The sequence below is a fragment of the Pantoea sp. EKM101V genome (assembly GCF_011800325.1).
Lineage (GTDB): Bacteria > Pseudomonadota > Gammaproteobacteria > Enterobacterales > Enterobacteriaceae > Pantoea > Pantoea anthophila.
The window spans coordinates 12012-26638 of record NZ_JAALFP010000005.1 but is presented as its reverse complement, the minus strand read 5'-3'; the positions used below and the strand labels follow the sequence as shown (position 1 = coordinate 26638).

At 60.7% G+C, this 14627-nt stretch carries 13 protein-coding genes; 4 read left to right on the top strand and 9 right to left on the bottom strand.

Going from position 1 to position 14627, the window contains the following annotated elements; genetic code table 11:
• Positions 1-138: 138 nt before the first annotated feature.
• The 4 genes from HFD92_RS09565 to HFD92_RS09550 all read right to left on the bottom strand — a co-directional run bounded on the left by HFD92_RS09565 (position 139) and on the right by HFD92_RS09550 (position 4416).
• Positions 139-1467, bottom strand: a complete 1329-nt coding sequence (locus HFD92_RS09565) for an MFS transporter (RefSeq protein WP_167428832.1) — start codon at positions 1465-1467, stop codon at positions 139-141.
• Between the two features lie 9 nt (positions 1468-1476).
• The gene (gene uhpB / locus HFD92_RS09560) at positions 1477-2976 is read right to left on the bottom strand and encodes a signal transduction histidine-protein kinase/phosphatase UhpB (protein ID WP_167428831.1); all 1500 of its coding nucleotides are present in this window, start codon (positions 2974-2976) and stop codon (positions 1477-1479) included.
• A complete protein-coding gene (gene uhpA, locus HFD92_RS09555; RefSeq protein ID WP_009092296.1) occupies positions 2973-3566 on the bottom strand; it encodes a transcriptional regulator UhpA in 594 nt (197 codons plus the stop codon). Before uhpA ends, uhpB begins: the two co-directional genes overlap by 4 nt.
• 181 nt (positions 3567-3747) lie before the next feature.
• Positions 3748-4416: a YecA family protein gene (locus HFD92_RS09550; RefSeq protein ID WP_046101153.1), complete on the bottom strand. Its 669-nt coding sequence runs from the start codon at positions 4414-4416 to the stop codon at positions 3748-3750.
• Between the two features lie 238 nt (positions 4417-4654).
• Here HFD92_RS09550 and HFD92_RS09545 point away from each other — a divergent pair, with 238 nt between their 5' ends.
• Both HFD92_RS09545 and HFD92_RS09540 read left to right on the top strand, forming a co-directional pair.
• Positions 4655-5935, top strand: coding sequence for a serine hydrolase (locus HFD92_RS09545; RefSeq protein WP_185185200.1), 1281 nt, complete (start codon positions 4655-4657; stop codon positions 5933-5935).
• A 94-nt stretch (positions 5936-6029) separates the two neighbouring features.
• Positions 6030-6542, top strand: coding sequence for an RcnB family protein (locus HFD92_RS09540; protein ID WP_033736413.1), 513 nt, complete (start codon positions 6030-6032; stop codon positions 6540-6542).
• Between the two features lie 33 nt (positions 6543-6575).
• Here the strand turns inward: HFD92_RS09540 and HFD92_RS09535 are convergent, their stop codons facing one another.
• The 4 genes from HFD92_RS09535 to HFD92_RS09520 all read right to left on the bottom strand — a co-directional run bounded on the left by HFD92_RS09535 (position 6576) and on the right by HFD92_RS09520 (position 10136).
• Positions 6576-7688, bottom strand: a complete 1113-nt coding sequence (locus HFD92_RS09535; protein WP_111207675.1) for an FAD-binding oxidoreductase — start codon at positions 7686-7688, stop codon at positions 6576-6578.
• Between the two features lie 19 nt (positions 7689-7707).
• Positions 7708-8460, bottom strand: coding sequence for an amino acid ABC transporter ATP-binding protein (locus tag HFD92_RS09530; RefSeq protein ID WP_009092290.1), 753 nt, complete (start codon positions 8458-8460; stop codon positions 7708-7710).
• On the bottom strand, positions 8453-9262 hold the full coding sequence (locus HFD92_RS09525; RefSeq protein WP_009092289.1) for an amino acid ABC transporter permease: 810 nt from the start codon (positions 9260-9262) through the stop codon (positions 8453-8455). Before HFD92_RS09525 ends, HFD92_RS09530 begins: the two co-directional genes overlap by 8 nt.
• A 61-nt stretch (positions 9263-9323) precedes the next feature.
• Positions 9324-10136 carry an ABC transporter substrate-binding protein gene (locus HFD92_RS09520; RefSeq protein WP_058958261.1) on the bottom strand — a complete coding sequence of 271 codons (813 nt, stop codon included), beginning with the start codon at positions 10134-10136 and terminating at the stop codon, positions 9324-9326.
• Positions 10137-10329: 193 nt separating this feature from the next.
• Here HFD92_RS09520 and HFD92_RS09515 point away from each other — a divergent pair, with 193 nt between their 5' ends.
• The gene (locus tag HFD92_RS09515; RefSeq protein WP_058958262.1) at positions 10330-11400 is read left to right on the top strand and encodes a LacI family DNA-binding transcriptional regulator; all 1071 of its coding nucleotides are present in this window, start codon (positions 10330-10332) and stop codon (positions 11398-11400) included.
• A 123-nt stretch (positions 11401-11523) separates the two neighbouring features.
• Positions 11524-12237 (top strand): GNAT family N-acetyltransferase, encoded by a 714-nt coding sequence (locus HFD92_RS09510; RefSeq protein WP_167428830.1) that lies wholly within the window; start codon positions 11524-11526, stop codon positions 12235-12237.
• 64 nt (positions 12238-12301) lie between these two features.
• Here the strand turns inward: HFD92_RS09510 and opgB are convergent, their stop codons facing one another.
• Positions 12302-14593 (bottom strand): phosphatidylglycerol--membrane-oligosaccharide glycerophosphotransferase, encoded by a 2292-nt coding sequence (gene opgB, locus HFD92_RS09505; RefSeq protein ID WP_167428829.1) that lies wholly within the window; start codon positions 14591-14593, stop codon positions 12302-12304.
• Positions 14594-14627: the final 34 nt, after the last annotated feature.

Here is a 14627-nt window from a genome sequence, read left to right as displayed (position 1 = left end):
CCTGGTTGGAAAACTGCCATCGGCAGCGAATGGCTGGCATTGTAAAAACCGCTGACCAGACCGGCCTGAGACAGCGTCCAGGCGAAACCAGGAAAATGTCTTAGTTTTGCCCGACTCAGGGCAAAAAAGAGAGGCGTATCACGCTTCAGGCTGAGGGCGCGGCGCCTGCGCATTCAGAAACGGCAGCAGCAGCAGGGCAGAGATCCCCGCAGCCGTGGCAATCACCGCAAAGAAGCCGCTCCAGTGCCAGATGTCGATCACCCACGCCAGCGGCCAGCCGGAGAGCGACGCGCCAAGGTAGGCAAACAGGCCGACAAAGCCGGTTGCCGCACCCGCCGCGTCTTTGTGTGAACACTCCGCCGCCGCCATGCCGATCAGCATCTGCGGGCCGAAGACAAAGAATCCGGTCGTGAAGAAGCAGGCTGCCTGCATCACATAGCTGGTAAAGGGCATCAGCCAGAGTGAACCCACGGAAAGCAGAATGCCGGCGGCGAAAATCAGGTTCATCGGGCCGCGATTGCCGTTAAACAGCCTGTCTGATCCCCATCCGGCCACCAGTGCGCCCATCACGCCGCCCAGCTCGAACAGCGTAATGGCGGAGTTCGCCGTCACCAGGTCGACGCCCAGCGTCTCCGAAATGTAGAGATTGCCCCAGTCATTAAGCGCGGCACGGACGACATAGACCAGCACGTAGCAGAGTGACAGCAGCCAGATGTAGGGGTTGAGCAGCACGTAGCGCGTCAGGATCGCCTGGCGGCTCAGGCCCGCACCTTCCTGCTGCTGCGCCATCTCCATCTCATCCTGTCGCCAGTCGCCCACGGCAGGCAGGCCCACGGTCTGAGGCCGGTCGCGCAGACGCCAGCAGAGAAACAGCCCGGCAAGGATCGCCAGACTGCCCGCAATCATCATCCCGGTTCGCCAGCCATACTGCAGCGCCACCGCGCCGATAATGATCGGGATGAGCGCGCCGCCCACGTTGTGAGCGGTGTTCCAGAGTGCCCACCAGCCGCCCCGTTCGTTACGCGAATACCAGCTGGTGAGCAGGCGGGCGCAGACCGGCGCTCCCCAGCCCTGGAAAAAGGCGTTGAGGGTCCAGAGCAGCGCAAAGGCCCACAGCGAGGTGGAGAAGCCAAACAGGATATTGACCACGCCAGTGGCGATCAGGCCCAGCCCCATGAAGTAGCGCGCATCAGAGCGGTCGCTGACGATGCCGGAGAAAAACTTCGACAGGCCGTAGGTTATGTAAAACAGCGTCGCCAGCAGGCCGATATCGGTTCGCAGCATGACATCGCTGGCGATCACTTCCGGGGCTGCCGCGTTGAAGCTCTTGCGGGTAAAGTAGAATAGCGCATAGCCGATCCAGATGGTCGCCATGATGTGGCGGCGCCAGTAGCGATAGCGGCTGTCAATCTCACGTTTATCCTGCAGCGGCGCCGCGTCAGGAGGCGTTTTCAGAAAGGTAAACACGGCAGTTCCTCAGACAGCCCGCAGCGGCAGATGGACGCTGACACGGGTTCCATGGGTGCAGGAGAGGGTCAGCGACCCGCCCAGCGCGGTGACGCGTTCGCGCATCCCGACCAGCCCAAAACGCTGCTGACCGGAGCCTGGCGGCAGACCGCAGCCATCATCTTCAATCACCAGCAGCAGGCGATCATCCTGCTGCCAGCCTTTGATTATCACGGCGCTGGCGCTGGCATGTTTAACAACGTTGTTCAGCGCCTCCTGGCAGATGCGAAACAGCGTGACGCGCTGCGCTTCACTCAGCAGCGTCTCATCAATGCGCCAGTGAAGATGGCTGACGATGCCGGCATCTTCCAGCTCCATCTCCCGCATCAGAGAACGGATCGCCTGCTCCAGCGAAAGGTCATCCAGCTGCCGCGGCCGCAGACGCCCCAGCAGTCGCCGTACCGCGTCATAAACGCCCAGCGAGAGTTGTTCAATGTGGACGCCACTCTGGATCACCCGGCTGTTGTCCGGCGCCACGCGCTGCACAATGCCCGCCTGTGTGCGGATCGCCGTGATCGTCTGCCCGATATCATCGTGCAGTTCACGCGCCACTTCCTGACGCACGCTCTCCTCCGTCTCCACCAGGCGTTCCGCCAGACGCCGGTTGCGCGCCAGCTCACTCTGCAGCGAGTGGTTCAGCTCGCGCAGCCGCTGGATACCGGCACCCAGCAGCAGCCCGGTCAGGCTCTGGGCCAGCAGGGAGAGCAGCAGATCGACGGGATGATCATGCCAGGTCTGGCTGGCGATCAGCGCGATGGCATTCATCAGCGTGGCGATCAGTGCACCCTGCCAGCCGTAGTGCCAGGCCAGCGCAATGATGGGCAGCGCCAGACAGAAAGGGGTAAAGCGTGACAGCTCTGCAGGCAGGCCAAGCTGCAACCAGAGGCTGATGACAAACAGCAGCAGATACCAGACAAGATGCCGGGCGCGCCAGTTGACCGGCTGCGAAATCAGCGACGGCCCCAGCGGCTGCCAGCGGGTTCGGGTGAGGTAGTGCCAGAAGACCAGGCAGGTCGGGGCCAGCGTCAGGCCGCCGGTCAGCGTCAGCAGCAGGGTGTTGAGCATCTCCGCCTGACCGGCCCAGGGCAGAGACTGCAGCAGCGCTGCGGCGATCAGCGCCGCGCCCTGACTCAGCAGCGTGCGCCAGTCACGCTGGTGGCGGAAACGGGAGATCAGCGCCACCGGCAGCAGCGTCAGCACGCCGCCCGCCATCAACAGCGGCAGATGCGCCAGGGAAACGGCCTTCGCCAGCCAGAGCAGCATGACCCACTCAGCCGCCAGCAGCACCGGCCAGTAACTGCGCGGGCATTGCAGCATCAGCCCCAGACGCAGGCCAAACGGGAAGAGCAGCACCGCCAGCTCCGGGCGTTCAACCAGGTGCAGGCTGATACTCCACAGGCAGAACCAGGCTGCCGAGAAGAGGAAGAAGCTGGCGACCACTGAGATCAGCCGGGAGAAGAGAGGGCTCATTGCCAGCCATCAAACATGCGGCGCGCCAGCTCCACATCGTTGCTGACGCCGAGCTTCTCCATCAGGTTGGCGCGATGGACATGCACGGTTTTTGGTGACAGGCCCAGTTCAGCCGCGATCTCTTTGACCGCCATGCCCTGAGAGAGCCTCTCTGCGACCTCACGTTCGCGGCGGGTCAGCGGGTCCTGACGTCCGGCGGCCAGTTTAACCGCAATCTCTGGCGTCAGATAACAGCCGCCGGTGGAGACGGCGCGCACCGCCGCGATCAGCTCATCGGGGCGACAGCGTTTGGAGAGAAAGCCACGTGCACCGGCATTCAGCGCCTGTTCAACCAGTGCCGGGCTGTCGTGTACAGAGAGCATGATCGTGGCCAGCCCCGCCGGAAGCTGGCTCAGTAACGCCAGCCCGGAGAGGTCTGGCATGGAAATATCGCAGATGCAGACCTGGACGCCCCGGCCCGGTAACCCTGCCAGCGCCTCACGGCCGGAGCCGAACTCCGCCACCACCTGAAAATCAGGTTCCAGGGCGAGCAACTGGGCAAAACCGGAGCGGACGATAAGGTGATCGTCGATCAGCGCGAGGGTAATCATGGCGTTTCCTGGCAGGTAAAATCGCGCTTACCTTAGCGATAAGCGTGAAGCTGTTCAAGTCGTGACCACTCTACAGGATTGCGGGGGCGGGCGGGGTGACAGCGGTCAGATCGCTGGCGATCGGCAGATTAAATCGGCCGGGCAGAACCCCACCCGGCCGATCAGAACGCACTCCGTTCGATCAATGCAGACAGCACTGCTTATATTTTTTGCCGCTGCCGCACGGGCAGGGATCGTTGCGGCCGGGCTGCTTATCGACGGTCACCGGCTGTTGCGGCACCGGCACCGCCTCGGGCTGCGAGATCCAGTGATCGTGCAGCGCCAGCGCAGCGGGGCGGATAGCTTCGATGCTGGCTTCCATCTCTTCCGGTGTCATGGCGTCGAGCTTTTCGAGGTTCTCTTCGGTGCCATGCAGGGCGATAGCGTCCAGCGCAGGCTGCAGATCCGCGGGCAGAGCCGACCAGTCGGTCAGTGCGACGCCACGCATATAGCCGAAGCACCACTCTTCCACCACGGTAAACTCCAGTCCTTCCATCTCCCGGATGCCAAACAGCGGTTCAAACTGCTCCGGGAATTCCGCTAAGCGGTCCGCCACGTCATTCATATGCTGGAAGCAAAGCGACATAAAGCGCGTCATTTCGCGCTCGTTGCTCCATTTCGGAATCTGTTTCTCGCCACCCCACAGGGCCACCAGCCACTGGCTCGGTTCCACGGTTACGGGACCGGAGAGGATCGCCGTCAGCAGACCATCGAGTTCGGAGACATCGAGAATCGACGCTTCGCTGCCATACTTTTCCAGCATATCTTCCAGCCATTGCAGCTCTTTTTCGGTCAGTGGGCCTTCTTTCATGCGGTTGCCTCCCGGGCATATCTAAATTTCAGCGCGGCGTTGAGCCTTAAAACCGCAGCAGTGTACACCCTTGCGGGCAGCAACACAGCTAACGCTGTCCGGCATCAGCAGGGTTAACCTGCGTTTAACCCCCCTTTTACCCCATTATGCAGGCGATAGCCCGCCGCACTTTATGGTATCTTTTTGCGCTACGGCCAGCCTGCTGCGCGATAACACTACTTAACTGAATGATTACTCTATGAAAAAGGAATTTTCTGGCAGCCGGATCGCTGCGCTCTGCCTCAGACGGCTGGCTCAGGTCGCTCAGCGGATCGGCAGACCCTGCGGGATCCCGGCGGCGATCGTTCTGCTGACCGGCTGTGGCACCCTGTCGCAAACCTCCGCCCCGGTCAGCGATCGTGTCTACCTGACGCATGCCACCTTCAACGAAAATGTCGATGACATCGTGCAGCACTACATGCAGCAGAAGCAGGTTCCCGGCATCAGCATTGCCGTCATCCATCATGACGAGCCAACATACTACTATTCATTTGGCGTCACTGACCGGGTGCATCGCTATCCGGTGACCCCGGACACCCTGTTTGCGCTGGGATCGCTGAGTAAGGGCGTGACGGCGGAGGTGATTATCCAGCTGGTGGATCAGGGCAAACTGCACTGGAGCGACACGCTGGCCGATCTGCTGCCCGCGGGCGTGCCGCTGAGTCGTGACGCACGCCGCATCACGCTGCTGCAGCTGGTGACGCACACCTCCGGTCTGCCGCGGCAGGATATGGATCTGCCGATGCTGCACCAGTTCATCCGCTATCTCGGCACGGGCGAGAACTTCTACGGCAATCTGGACAGCGATAGCGTGCTGAGTTACCTGGCGGATTTCTCTGCTCCGGCGGTTCGCAGGCCTTGCTACTCCAATCTCGGCTATGCGCTGCTGGGCTTCATTCTGCGCGAGCGCTTTCATCAGGATATCCAGACGCTGGCGTCCCGGCTTATCTTCGCCCCGTTGAAGATGGATAAGAGCAGTTTTGAGCCGGAAACGCTGGCGGGCTATCCGTGGCGCGCGCTGGGCCACGCCGGCGATCAGCCAAAATTTATCCGCCGCGGGGCGCTAACGCCTGACTGGCATTTTCACGGCAACATGGTGGCGGCGGCCAGCCTTTACAGCAGCGCGCGCGATCTGAGTCGCTATCTGCGCGCGCACCTTACGGCTACCGGTGATGCAGAACGGGACAGGGCGTTTGCGGCGGTGAACCGTGCCTGGTACCGGCAGGGCGCACAAACGCAGAATATCGCCTGGGTCACCGAGACGATAGACGGGCAGCCGATCACCTATCAGGTGGGCTACATCGGCGGCTACGCGAGTTTTATCGGCTACGATAAAGGTCACGATAACGCGATTGTGGTGCTGCAGAACGGTTTTAACTGGAGTAACTATTTAGGCATTGCGCTGTTGGTCGATCTGGCAACTCAGGATAAAGTGGTCGCACAGCGATCCGTTACCGCTGACCAGGGCGCCATAAAGTGAATTGCGCTGTGTTGCCTGGCACATAGCGTCATCGCGCCGGAACTGAAGTGCGATAAATTTAGCCTGACTGTCAAAATTCAACGTGGAAATCATTATGCGCAGGACTCAACGTGTACTTTTATCAATGGGATTACTGGTTGGCTCACTGAGCCTGATCCCTGCTGTTCAGGCGGCTGGCGAAGCCACCGACAGCGTTCCGCCTCCGCCGCAGATCCAGCCCGCTAACCCGGATGCCCAGCCGCAGTCTGGTGCAGGCAGCGCCCAGCCGGACAACGGTGCCGCGCAGAGCCAGGCACCGACCAGCTCACCGTCTAACGATGGCATTACGCCGACGACGCCCACCACGCCGTCAACGGCCAACAGTGCGCGCCCGAATTACGATCTCAGCACCATCATCATCGATTACAAACAGTACAACATCGGTGACACGGTGCCAGAGAAGTACACGGATAAAACCTACACCATTGTTGAGTGGCAGAAACGCAATCTGCCTGCCCCGCAGGAGAACACCCACTGGGCCTACATCAACGCCAACTACATCCTGATTACCAATGACACCGGCAAAATCGTCATGGGGAAATCGGGTGATATCTTCTTCCGTGGCTAAAATAATCAGCCGGTCGTGATGACCGGCTTTTTTTCAGCCGAAGCGCTCAGCCCCAAAACTGGCCAGCATCGGATGCTTTTCACCGGTCACGATCTCCTCCGCCAGCAGCTCGCCGACAATCAGCGCCAGCGTGGCACCCGAATGGGTGAAGGCCACATAACAGCCCGGCACCTTCTGCAGTTCACCCAGCACCGGATCGCCATCGCCCGGAATCGGCTTCAGGCCAATCTTCCAGCTCTGCACGCTGAGCGGCTCGTCGCCGCGTAACAGCCGGCTCGCCTCCGCGGCCAGCGTGGCCACGACATGTTCATCAATATGGTAATCGCCGTCGGCCAGCGGCTGGATATCCGCCTCATACCAGTCATGGTCCAGCGCGTAGCGGTTGCCGGGATTTGGTCTGATGGCGGCGCGCGGGGTGTTGAGCACCGCTTTCAGCTGATGCCCGGCCGGTTCCGTGATCACCAGCATCGAGACCGGCGAACCATTGGGGATCGTCACGCCCAGCGGGGCGACCACGTCCGGGGTCCAGGGGCCGCAGGCGACCACTACCGCATCCGCCCGCATCTCCCCCTTGTCACTGCGGATGCCGCAGGCCCGGCCCTGGTCGGTGATCACGGCGGCTTTACCGGCGTGTTCGATCACTTCGCCGCCGCGTGACCGGAACTGGTTCAGCAGATAATCCACCAGGTGCGGCAGGCTGACCCAGCCTTCACCCGGATTAAAGATCGCCTGCGACGGCAGCGCATCGGGATCGACCGTCGCATCCGCCAGCGCCACGTTATCGGCACTCATGAGCTGAGAGTCGTAGCCGTGCGCCTTCTCATAGGCGTGTCGCGCCTGCGTCCCGGCCACATCGTTGCTGAACCAGCAAAGTCCGCCATCAAAACGCAGCCAGTCGAGGTCAGGGTGCTGCGCAAACAGCGTGCGATAACGATCGATGCCCGCCATGCGCAGCGCATGATAGGGCCGGGAGCGCTCACCCGCCGAATTGAGCCAGGAGAGTGAACGTCCCGACGCGCCGGAACAGACCTCCGCCTCGGTCACCAGCGTCACCGCCGCCCCGCGTTTTGTCAGCTCCAGCGCCGTCGAAACACCCAGCACGCCACCGCCCAGTACCACCACCTTCATTTCAGTTTTTACCGCCATTGTCAGGTTCCTTGCTCAGTTACAGCACTTCAGAGAGAAAACGTTGCAGGCGCGGCGACTGCGGCGCGTCAAAAATGGCGTCTGGCGGCCCGGCTTCCACAATCTCGCCTTCGTCCATAAACACCACCTGATCCGCCACTTTGCGCGCAAAGCCCATTTCATGTGTCACCACCACCATCGTCATGCCGCGACGACAGAGATCCGCCATCAGCGTCAGGACCCCTTTCACCAGTTCGGGGTCAAGCGCGGAGGTGGCCTCGTCGAACAGCATCACCTCCGGATCCATCGCCAGCGCCCGGGCTATCGCGACCCGTTGCTGCTGCCCGCCGGAGAGATCGCGCGGCCGGTGATCGGCGCGCTGACCTAAACCGACCTCTTCCAGCCGCTGACGCGCAATCGCCATCGCCTGCGCCTTGGGCAGGCCTTTGACACACCAGGGGGCGAGGGCGACGTTCTCCAGGGCAGTGTGATCGGGGAAGAGATTGAAGTGCTGAAACACCATGCCAATCCGCAGCCGCAGCGCATCAGGCTTGTCGCGCAGCACGGAGCGGTCGGCCAGCAAAACATCCCCCGACTGCGGTTCGTGCAGCCGGTTGATACCGCGCAGCAGGGTCGATTTACCCGATCCTGATGGCCCGATAATGCAGGTGGTGGTGCCGGGGGCCACCTGCAGTGAGACCTTACGCAGCACTTCAATCGGGCCATAGGCGAGGGTCAGATTGCGCAGCTCCAGGCTGGCGCCGCGCCAGCTCGCGCCATTCAGATTATTCATGGTTGCCTCCCATCCGGGGGTGAGTGACCAGAACGGCGCCGCCGGACGGTCTGACCTCATCCACCTCTTTCAGACCGCTTTGCGGGGCCGTCAGACGACGGCGTCCGGTGCGGTAGCGCACATCGACATAGTTGACCATGTGCGTCAGCGGCACCGTGATCATCAGATAGAAGAGTCCTGCCAGCATCAGGGGCGACAGGTTGCCGGTCAGCACCGCCGCATCCTGACCCACGCGAAACAGCTCACGCTGCTGCGTCATCAGGCCGAGCAGATAGACCAGCGACGAATCCTTGATGATGGCGATGAACTGGTTAACGATGGCGGGCAGCACGCGACGGATCCCCTGTGGGATGATGACCCGTCGCATGGCCCGGCCATAGCTCATCCCCAGCGCACGGCACGCTTCCAGCTGGCCGCGTTCCACGCTCTGGATACCGGCGCGAAAAATCTCGCCCATGTAGGCGCTGGCGATCAGGCTGAGGGCGAAGATCCCCAGCGGATAGGGTGTCGGGCCGAACAGCTGATAGCTGAAGCGCGCCAGACCCTGACCAATCAGCAGAATGGTCAGAATGGAAGGCAGACCGCGAAACAGATCGGTATAGAGCCGGGCAGGCACCCGCAGCCAGCGCGAGGGCGAGATGCCCATCAGCGCCAGCAGCAGGCCAAACAGCGTGCCGAGCAGCGTCGCCGCCAGTGAGATAATCACCGTGTTGACCAGCCCGGTGGTCAGCATCTGCGGCAGTACTTCCCTCATTGATGAAAAATCAAAGAAGGTGCGGGAAAGAATCGTGAGCAGCTCCATCGCCGTCTCCTTGCAGAGCGGGGCATCCCCCGGTTAACTCAGGACGTAAACGTCCACCTCTTTACTGACCGCCAGGCAGATACTGTTTTGGCATCGGCGATCCGGGGAACCACTTCTGATAGAGCCGTTGCCAGGTGCCATCCTGCATCGCAGCCTTGATGGCGTTATCCAGCGCGGCCTTGAAGGCGGGTTTACCTTTGGCAATGGCAATGCCCGCCGGTGCATCAAAAGAGGGGATATCGGCGGCAGAAACCAGCTTAAAGCGTTCGGCGTAGCTTTTGGCCGCCTCGTAGTCGAGGAAGACGGCGTCGAGCGTGCCGTTGTTGAGCGCAGAGACCGCGCTGTTGTTATCCGGGAAGCGCACCAGATCGGTCTGCGGGAAGTGCTCCACGGCATAGTTCTCCTGGAGCGTGCCCTGAACCACGCCGAGCCGGTGCTTTGCCAGCGTGGCGACATCTTTCACGCCGCTGTCATGACGGGTCAGAACGGTGAGGAATCCGGCCAGATAGCCGGTGGAGAAATCGACCGTTTTTTCCCGCGCCGGGGTGATGCCAATCGCCGCCACCGCCGCATCGTACTGACCGTTGGCGACCGCGGGCATGATGGCCGAGAAGTCCTGACCAATAAAATCGACCTTATCGATGCCCATGCGGTGGGCGACATTTCTGAAAAATTCGACGTCGAAGCCGGTGAACTGACCGCTGGCGTCGGTGAAGGTGTAAGGCTTTGAGTCGCCGACGCTGGCGATGCGAAGCTGACCCGGTTCGATCAGCCCATAGGGATTGTTGTCGCTGGCGGCCAGAACAGAGAACGACAGTGAACAGAGTGCGAGTGCGGTGCCGAGCAGTTTGCCCAGTGTGATTTGCGATTTCATAGCTCATCCGTTTTTGCAGGTTTAAACATCAGAGACTGTTGAGCCAGTAATTCTGATTGAGACCGGTCTCAACGCAGGTGGCACCTTAAGACAGAAACATTGTGAGACCGGTCTCAAGGAGTTACAATGAGTTTAAGCACAGCCTTTTTTCGGCGTCAATATTCCTGTCATCAACCTGTGATTCGAAATAATTATGACCAGCCAGAACAGACGATCCAAAGCGCCGACCGTGGCAGATGTGGCGCGCGCAGCAAATGTTTCCAAAGCCCAGGCGGCGCGCGCGCTGGGTGGCTATGGCGCGGTCAGCGATGAGGTACAGGAGCGGGTCAACAGCGCCGCCTCCGCGCTGGGCTACCGGCTCAATGCGCTGGCGCGCAGTATGAACACCGGCCGCTCCAATACTATCGGGGTGATTGTCGGCGATATTGAGAATCCTCACTTTGGTCTGGCCCTGCGTGGCATGGCGGACGTGGCGCGCACGGCGGGTTACCATCTGCTGCTGAGCAACAGTGATGAAAAGCTGCAGGCGGAGCAGGATGCGGTGCGGGTGATGCTGGAAAAGCGGGTCGATGGCATTATCGTTGCGCCCTGCTGTTCAGCCCTGGAGCAGAACGCGCATCTGATACAGGTGCAGGAAGAGGGCAGAGCGCTGACGCTGTTTGATCGCGCGGTAACCGGTCTTGATGTGGACGCGGTCTGCTGTGAATTTACCGACGTGGCCGCAGATGTCACGGCCCGGTTGCTGGCCGCGGGTCATCGCCATATCGCCTATATCACCAGCATGGCGCTGACCACTGACTACAGCACGCCAGACGATTTTGGCCTGACGCCGGTTGCCCAGCGCGTGGGCGGCATGATGCAGGCCTTTGCTGACGCAGGCGTGCCGTTTGATCCATCGCTGGTGCAGGTGAACGCGCTGGACGAGGCATCGATTAGCCGTATCGTCGCGGCGCTGTGGCAGCGTCCGCAGCCGCCCACCGCGCTGGTGGCGTCTGACAGCGTGGTCGCCATGTGGCTGCTGCGCGAAGTGACGCAGCGCGGGCTGCGTATCCCGGCCGATCTCTCTTTTGTGATGTATGACAATTTCCCGTGGAGTGAGATTGTGACGCCACCGCTGACGGTCATTGCGCAGCCGGTCTATGAAATGGGCCGTGAAGCCGCACGACGTCTGATCGCCGCCATCCGCGGCGAGGCACCTGGCCCCGTGCCGCGCTTCGACGCCCATCTGATGATCCGCCACTCGATTGCTGCGCCGGCCTGCTGAAGAGCAGCCCGGCGCGTCAGACTGTTTACGGGCAAGGGATCCGGGATGTTGCCTGAGGGCCAGGCTTTTTAAGTGGCCGGGAACGTGGCACTCTGCTGACACTATCTGCAGCCGGGAGGCGATATGTCACAACACCTTAATCACTATGGTCAGCCGGTCGGCCAGCCTTTGCCAGACTGGCAGCCGCGTCCTCTGCCACAACATCAGGTTTTCACCGGTCAGTCGTGTCGGCTGGAGCCCTTCAGCGCCACGCGGCATGGAGAGGCCCTGTCTGACGCCTGGGCGCTGGCGGAAGATGGGCGCGACTGGACCTATATGTTTATGGGGCCGTTCGATGATCCCCAGGCGTGGCAGGATTATCTCCGGCAGCTGGAGGCCAGCCGCGACCCGCTGCATTTCGCCGTGATCGACCTCGCCACCGGAGAGGCGGTGGGCAGCCTGTCGTTAATGCGTATCCAGCCTGAACATGGGGTGATGGAAGTCGGTCATGTCGCTTTTTCGCCCCGTCTGAAGCAGACGCGCATGGCAACAGAGGCGCATTTCCTGCTGATGCAGTACGCCTTTGACACCCTGGGTTACCGCCGGTATGAGTGGAAATGCGACAGTTGCAATGCGCCTTCTCGCAGAGCCGCGGCACGCCTCGGTTTTCAGTATGAAGGTGATTTCCGCCAGGCCATTGTCTACAAAGGTCGCTCGCGCGACACCAGCTGGTTTTCGATCATCGATCGCGAGTGGCCGCAGGTGAAAAGGGGGCTGCAGCGCTGGCTGGCGGAGGAGAATTTTACCGCCGATGGTCAGCAGCGTGAGAAGCTGGAAGCGCTGCGCGGCAGGCCCTGAAGCGGTGGCGACAAAGTAAGAGGCCTCTGCAAAACAGGCAGAGGCCTGAAGAGAAAAGAGGGGATTAAGGCTGGGGCACGATTTTAAGTTCGACCATGCCAATGCCCAGTTTGCGCGGGTCCTGCCCCGTGATATTGCCGGTGTTGCTCAGCTGAGGTTCAGGCGGGGCGATCACCAGCTGGTGGCTGGCGTCCGGGTTATCAAAATGCAGCGTATGGGTCGAGATCGCTTCGCCCAGCGACAGCAGCTGCTGTTGAGTGCCCACGCGAACCGGAATCGGCCGGTGCACATTCGCGCCGTAAGCCCGCGCCGTGATCACCAGATCAAACTTCGCGGGCAGGGCTTCGACGTAGTCGATATGCACCTCAGGCGCGAGATTGGCATTTGACCAGCGTCCCCAGCTCTCCGGGCGTGAGATGCCGCTGAAGCTTTTCACACTCAGCGGCGCGCCGGGGATATCAAGCCGGAAGCTGTCAGCGCTGTAGCGGATATTGTTATCTTCGATACGGATCTGCGCCAGATTCTGCTGATAACGTGCATCGCTGATCGGCCCGTCCGGGAACTGCACCCGGCCTTTCCATTGCGGTTTATCGATGTGAGTAACGGACGGTGTGCCGCCGGTTTGCCCCATCGCCACACAGAGATCGCCGGAGAGGGCCAGCGACGGCTGCCAGAGTCGCGCCATTTTAAAACAGCGATCGACCCAGACGAATTTATCGGCTGCCGCGAAATCGGCCAGCTGATAGCGCAGCGGTGCCGAATATTCCCCTTCCGGCATCGGCTCAACGTGTTTGTCGCTGATGCGGAACAGAATCGGCAGCTTAAAGGTGGTCCCGGAGAAGCTGAAGGTATTCTTCGTCTGATCGACGGTGAAGTTCTCCATCTTATTCGGGAAGTTCCAGAGCTGAATGATATCGGGCTTCCAGCTCATGACCTTGCTCTTCATATCGTCAAACTGCGTTGAGAGCGACAGCGAAGAGAGGCTGCTGCGGCCCAGACCTATCGCATTATCGCCGCCGAGAATATCCAGCAGCGTAGCGCCATTATCCAGCGTGCTGCGCTTTGCCTCCAGCAGCTCCGCCTGCGGTTTATCCCCGCGGATCACCATAAAGAGATTGCGACGCGGCTGTTTGATCAGCCAGGGATGTGCAGTGTTGTTCATCGCCAGATGATCGGAACTCACCACGATCACGGTATTTTTAAACCACGGTGACGCTTTGATGCGTTCGATCAGCCGCGCGACGTGCTCCTGTGAACAGGCGACCGCGCTGAAGGACTGGTTAGGTTTTCCCTCAATGCTGTAGCTTCGGCGCTGACAGCTGCGCGAGATAAATCCGTCAGGATGGTGAGTGTCGACGGTCAGCGTAAACAGCGCAAAAGGTTTACCGGCCCGGGAGAGCGCCTGATACTTCTCAAAGACTTCGTCCAGCACCGTGTCGTCATAATAGCCCCAGTTATTGCGGTAGCTGGGATCGGCGACGCGGCTTTTCAGCTCCTGCGAACCATAGAGGTTGGCAGGATCGAAGCCGTGCGATTTCAGGAAGACATCCTTACCGGCAAAACGCAGATCGGCACCCTGAATAAACCAGTTCTCATAGCCGGAGTTTTTCAGGATGTCGCCCAGACAGACATTTTGCGGATAGAAGCTGGAGAGTGACGCCGACGCATTGCCGTCAAACGGGGCAAACAGCGGAATGCCGCACTGTGAGGCGACCATGCCCGCGATCGTGTAATCGGTGCCCGGCAGCTGTTCAGTCTGGCTGAAATCGATACTTTGCTCTTTCTGACGGCTCAGCTCAGGTGCCAGGCCGGGGAAGGCAATCGGATCAAAATAGGTGCGCTCTAAACTCTCGCCATAGATATAAACCACGTTGAGACGCGGCTGTTCAATGCGGTTACGCGGCACTTTGTAGAAGGTGTCGAAGTCAGAATCGGCCAGCTGGGTATGCGACACGATCAGCGTCGCGACCTGACGAAAGGCGGGGGTGGTCTGCACCGAGCCAATCGCGCAGGCGGCCGCCAGTAGCGACCAGCCCAGATGATGAGGACGCTTACGCCGCCGCAGCACCCAGGAGAGCAGGCAGAACAGCAGAAACAGCACGATGATCAGCCCGATGGCCGGCACCACATATTTACTGACGCCCGCGCCGGTCAGGCTGTTAGTCAGGGTATAGATCACCGCATCGTTAATGCCGTCGCCGGTGAAATAGTTGCTGGCGTAGAGGGTGGCGTTCAGCACCACAAATATCACCAGCAGAACAAGAACAAGCATAAACCAGAATCTGTTACGCCCGGCTTTACAGGAATAGATAGCAATAGCAGCCAGAAACAGCACGACTGACACAAATTCGGACAACGGGAAATCCTCTCTCTGCAGGGGGGGCGCGGGG

Coding starts and splice junctions, on each gene's coding strand:
- uhpB (WP_167428831.1), bottom strand. CDS start 2,976: ATGAGCCCTCTCTTCTCCCGGCTGATCTCAGTGGTCGCCAGCTTCTTC.
- uhpA (WP_009092296.1), bottom strand. CDS start 3,566: ATGATTACCCTCGCGCTGATCGACGATCACCTTATCGTCCGCTCCGGT.
- HFD92_RS09550 (WP_046101153.1), bottom strand. CDS start 4,416: ATGAAAGAAGGCCCACTGACCGAAAAAGAGCTGCAATGGCTGGAAGAT.
- HFD92_RS09545 (WP_185185200.1), top strand. CDS start 4,655: ATGAAAAAGGAATTTTCTGGCAGCCGGATCGCTGCGCTCTGCCTCAGA.
- HFD92_RS09540 (WP_033736413.1), top strand. CDS start 6,030: ATGCGCAGGACTCAACGTGTACTTTTATCAATGGGATTACTGGTTGGC.
- HFD92_RS09535 (WP_111207675.1), bottom strand. CDS start 7,688: ATGGCGGTAAAAACTGAAATGAAGGTGGTGGTACTGGGCGGTGGCGTG.
- HFD92_RS09530 (WP_009092290.1), bottom strand. CDS start 8,460: ATGAATAATCTGAATGGCGCGAGCTGGCGCGGCGCCAGCCTGGAGCTG.
- HFD92_RS09525 (WP_009092289.1), bottom strand. CDS start 9,262: ATGGAGCTGCTCACGATTCTTTCCCGCACCTTCTTTGATTTTTCATCA.
- HFD92_RS09520 (WP_058958261.1), bottom strand. CDS start 10,136: ATGAAATCGCAAATCACACTGGGCAAACTGCTCGGCACCGCACTCGCA.
- HFD92_RS09515 (WP_058958262.1), top strand. CDS start 10,330: ATGACCAGCCAGAACAGACGATCCAAAGCGCCGACCGTGGCAGATGTG.
- HFD92_RS09510 (WP_167428830.1), top strand. CDS start 11,524: ATGTCACAACACCTTAATCACTATGGTCAGCCGGTCGGCCAGCCTTTG.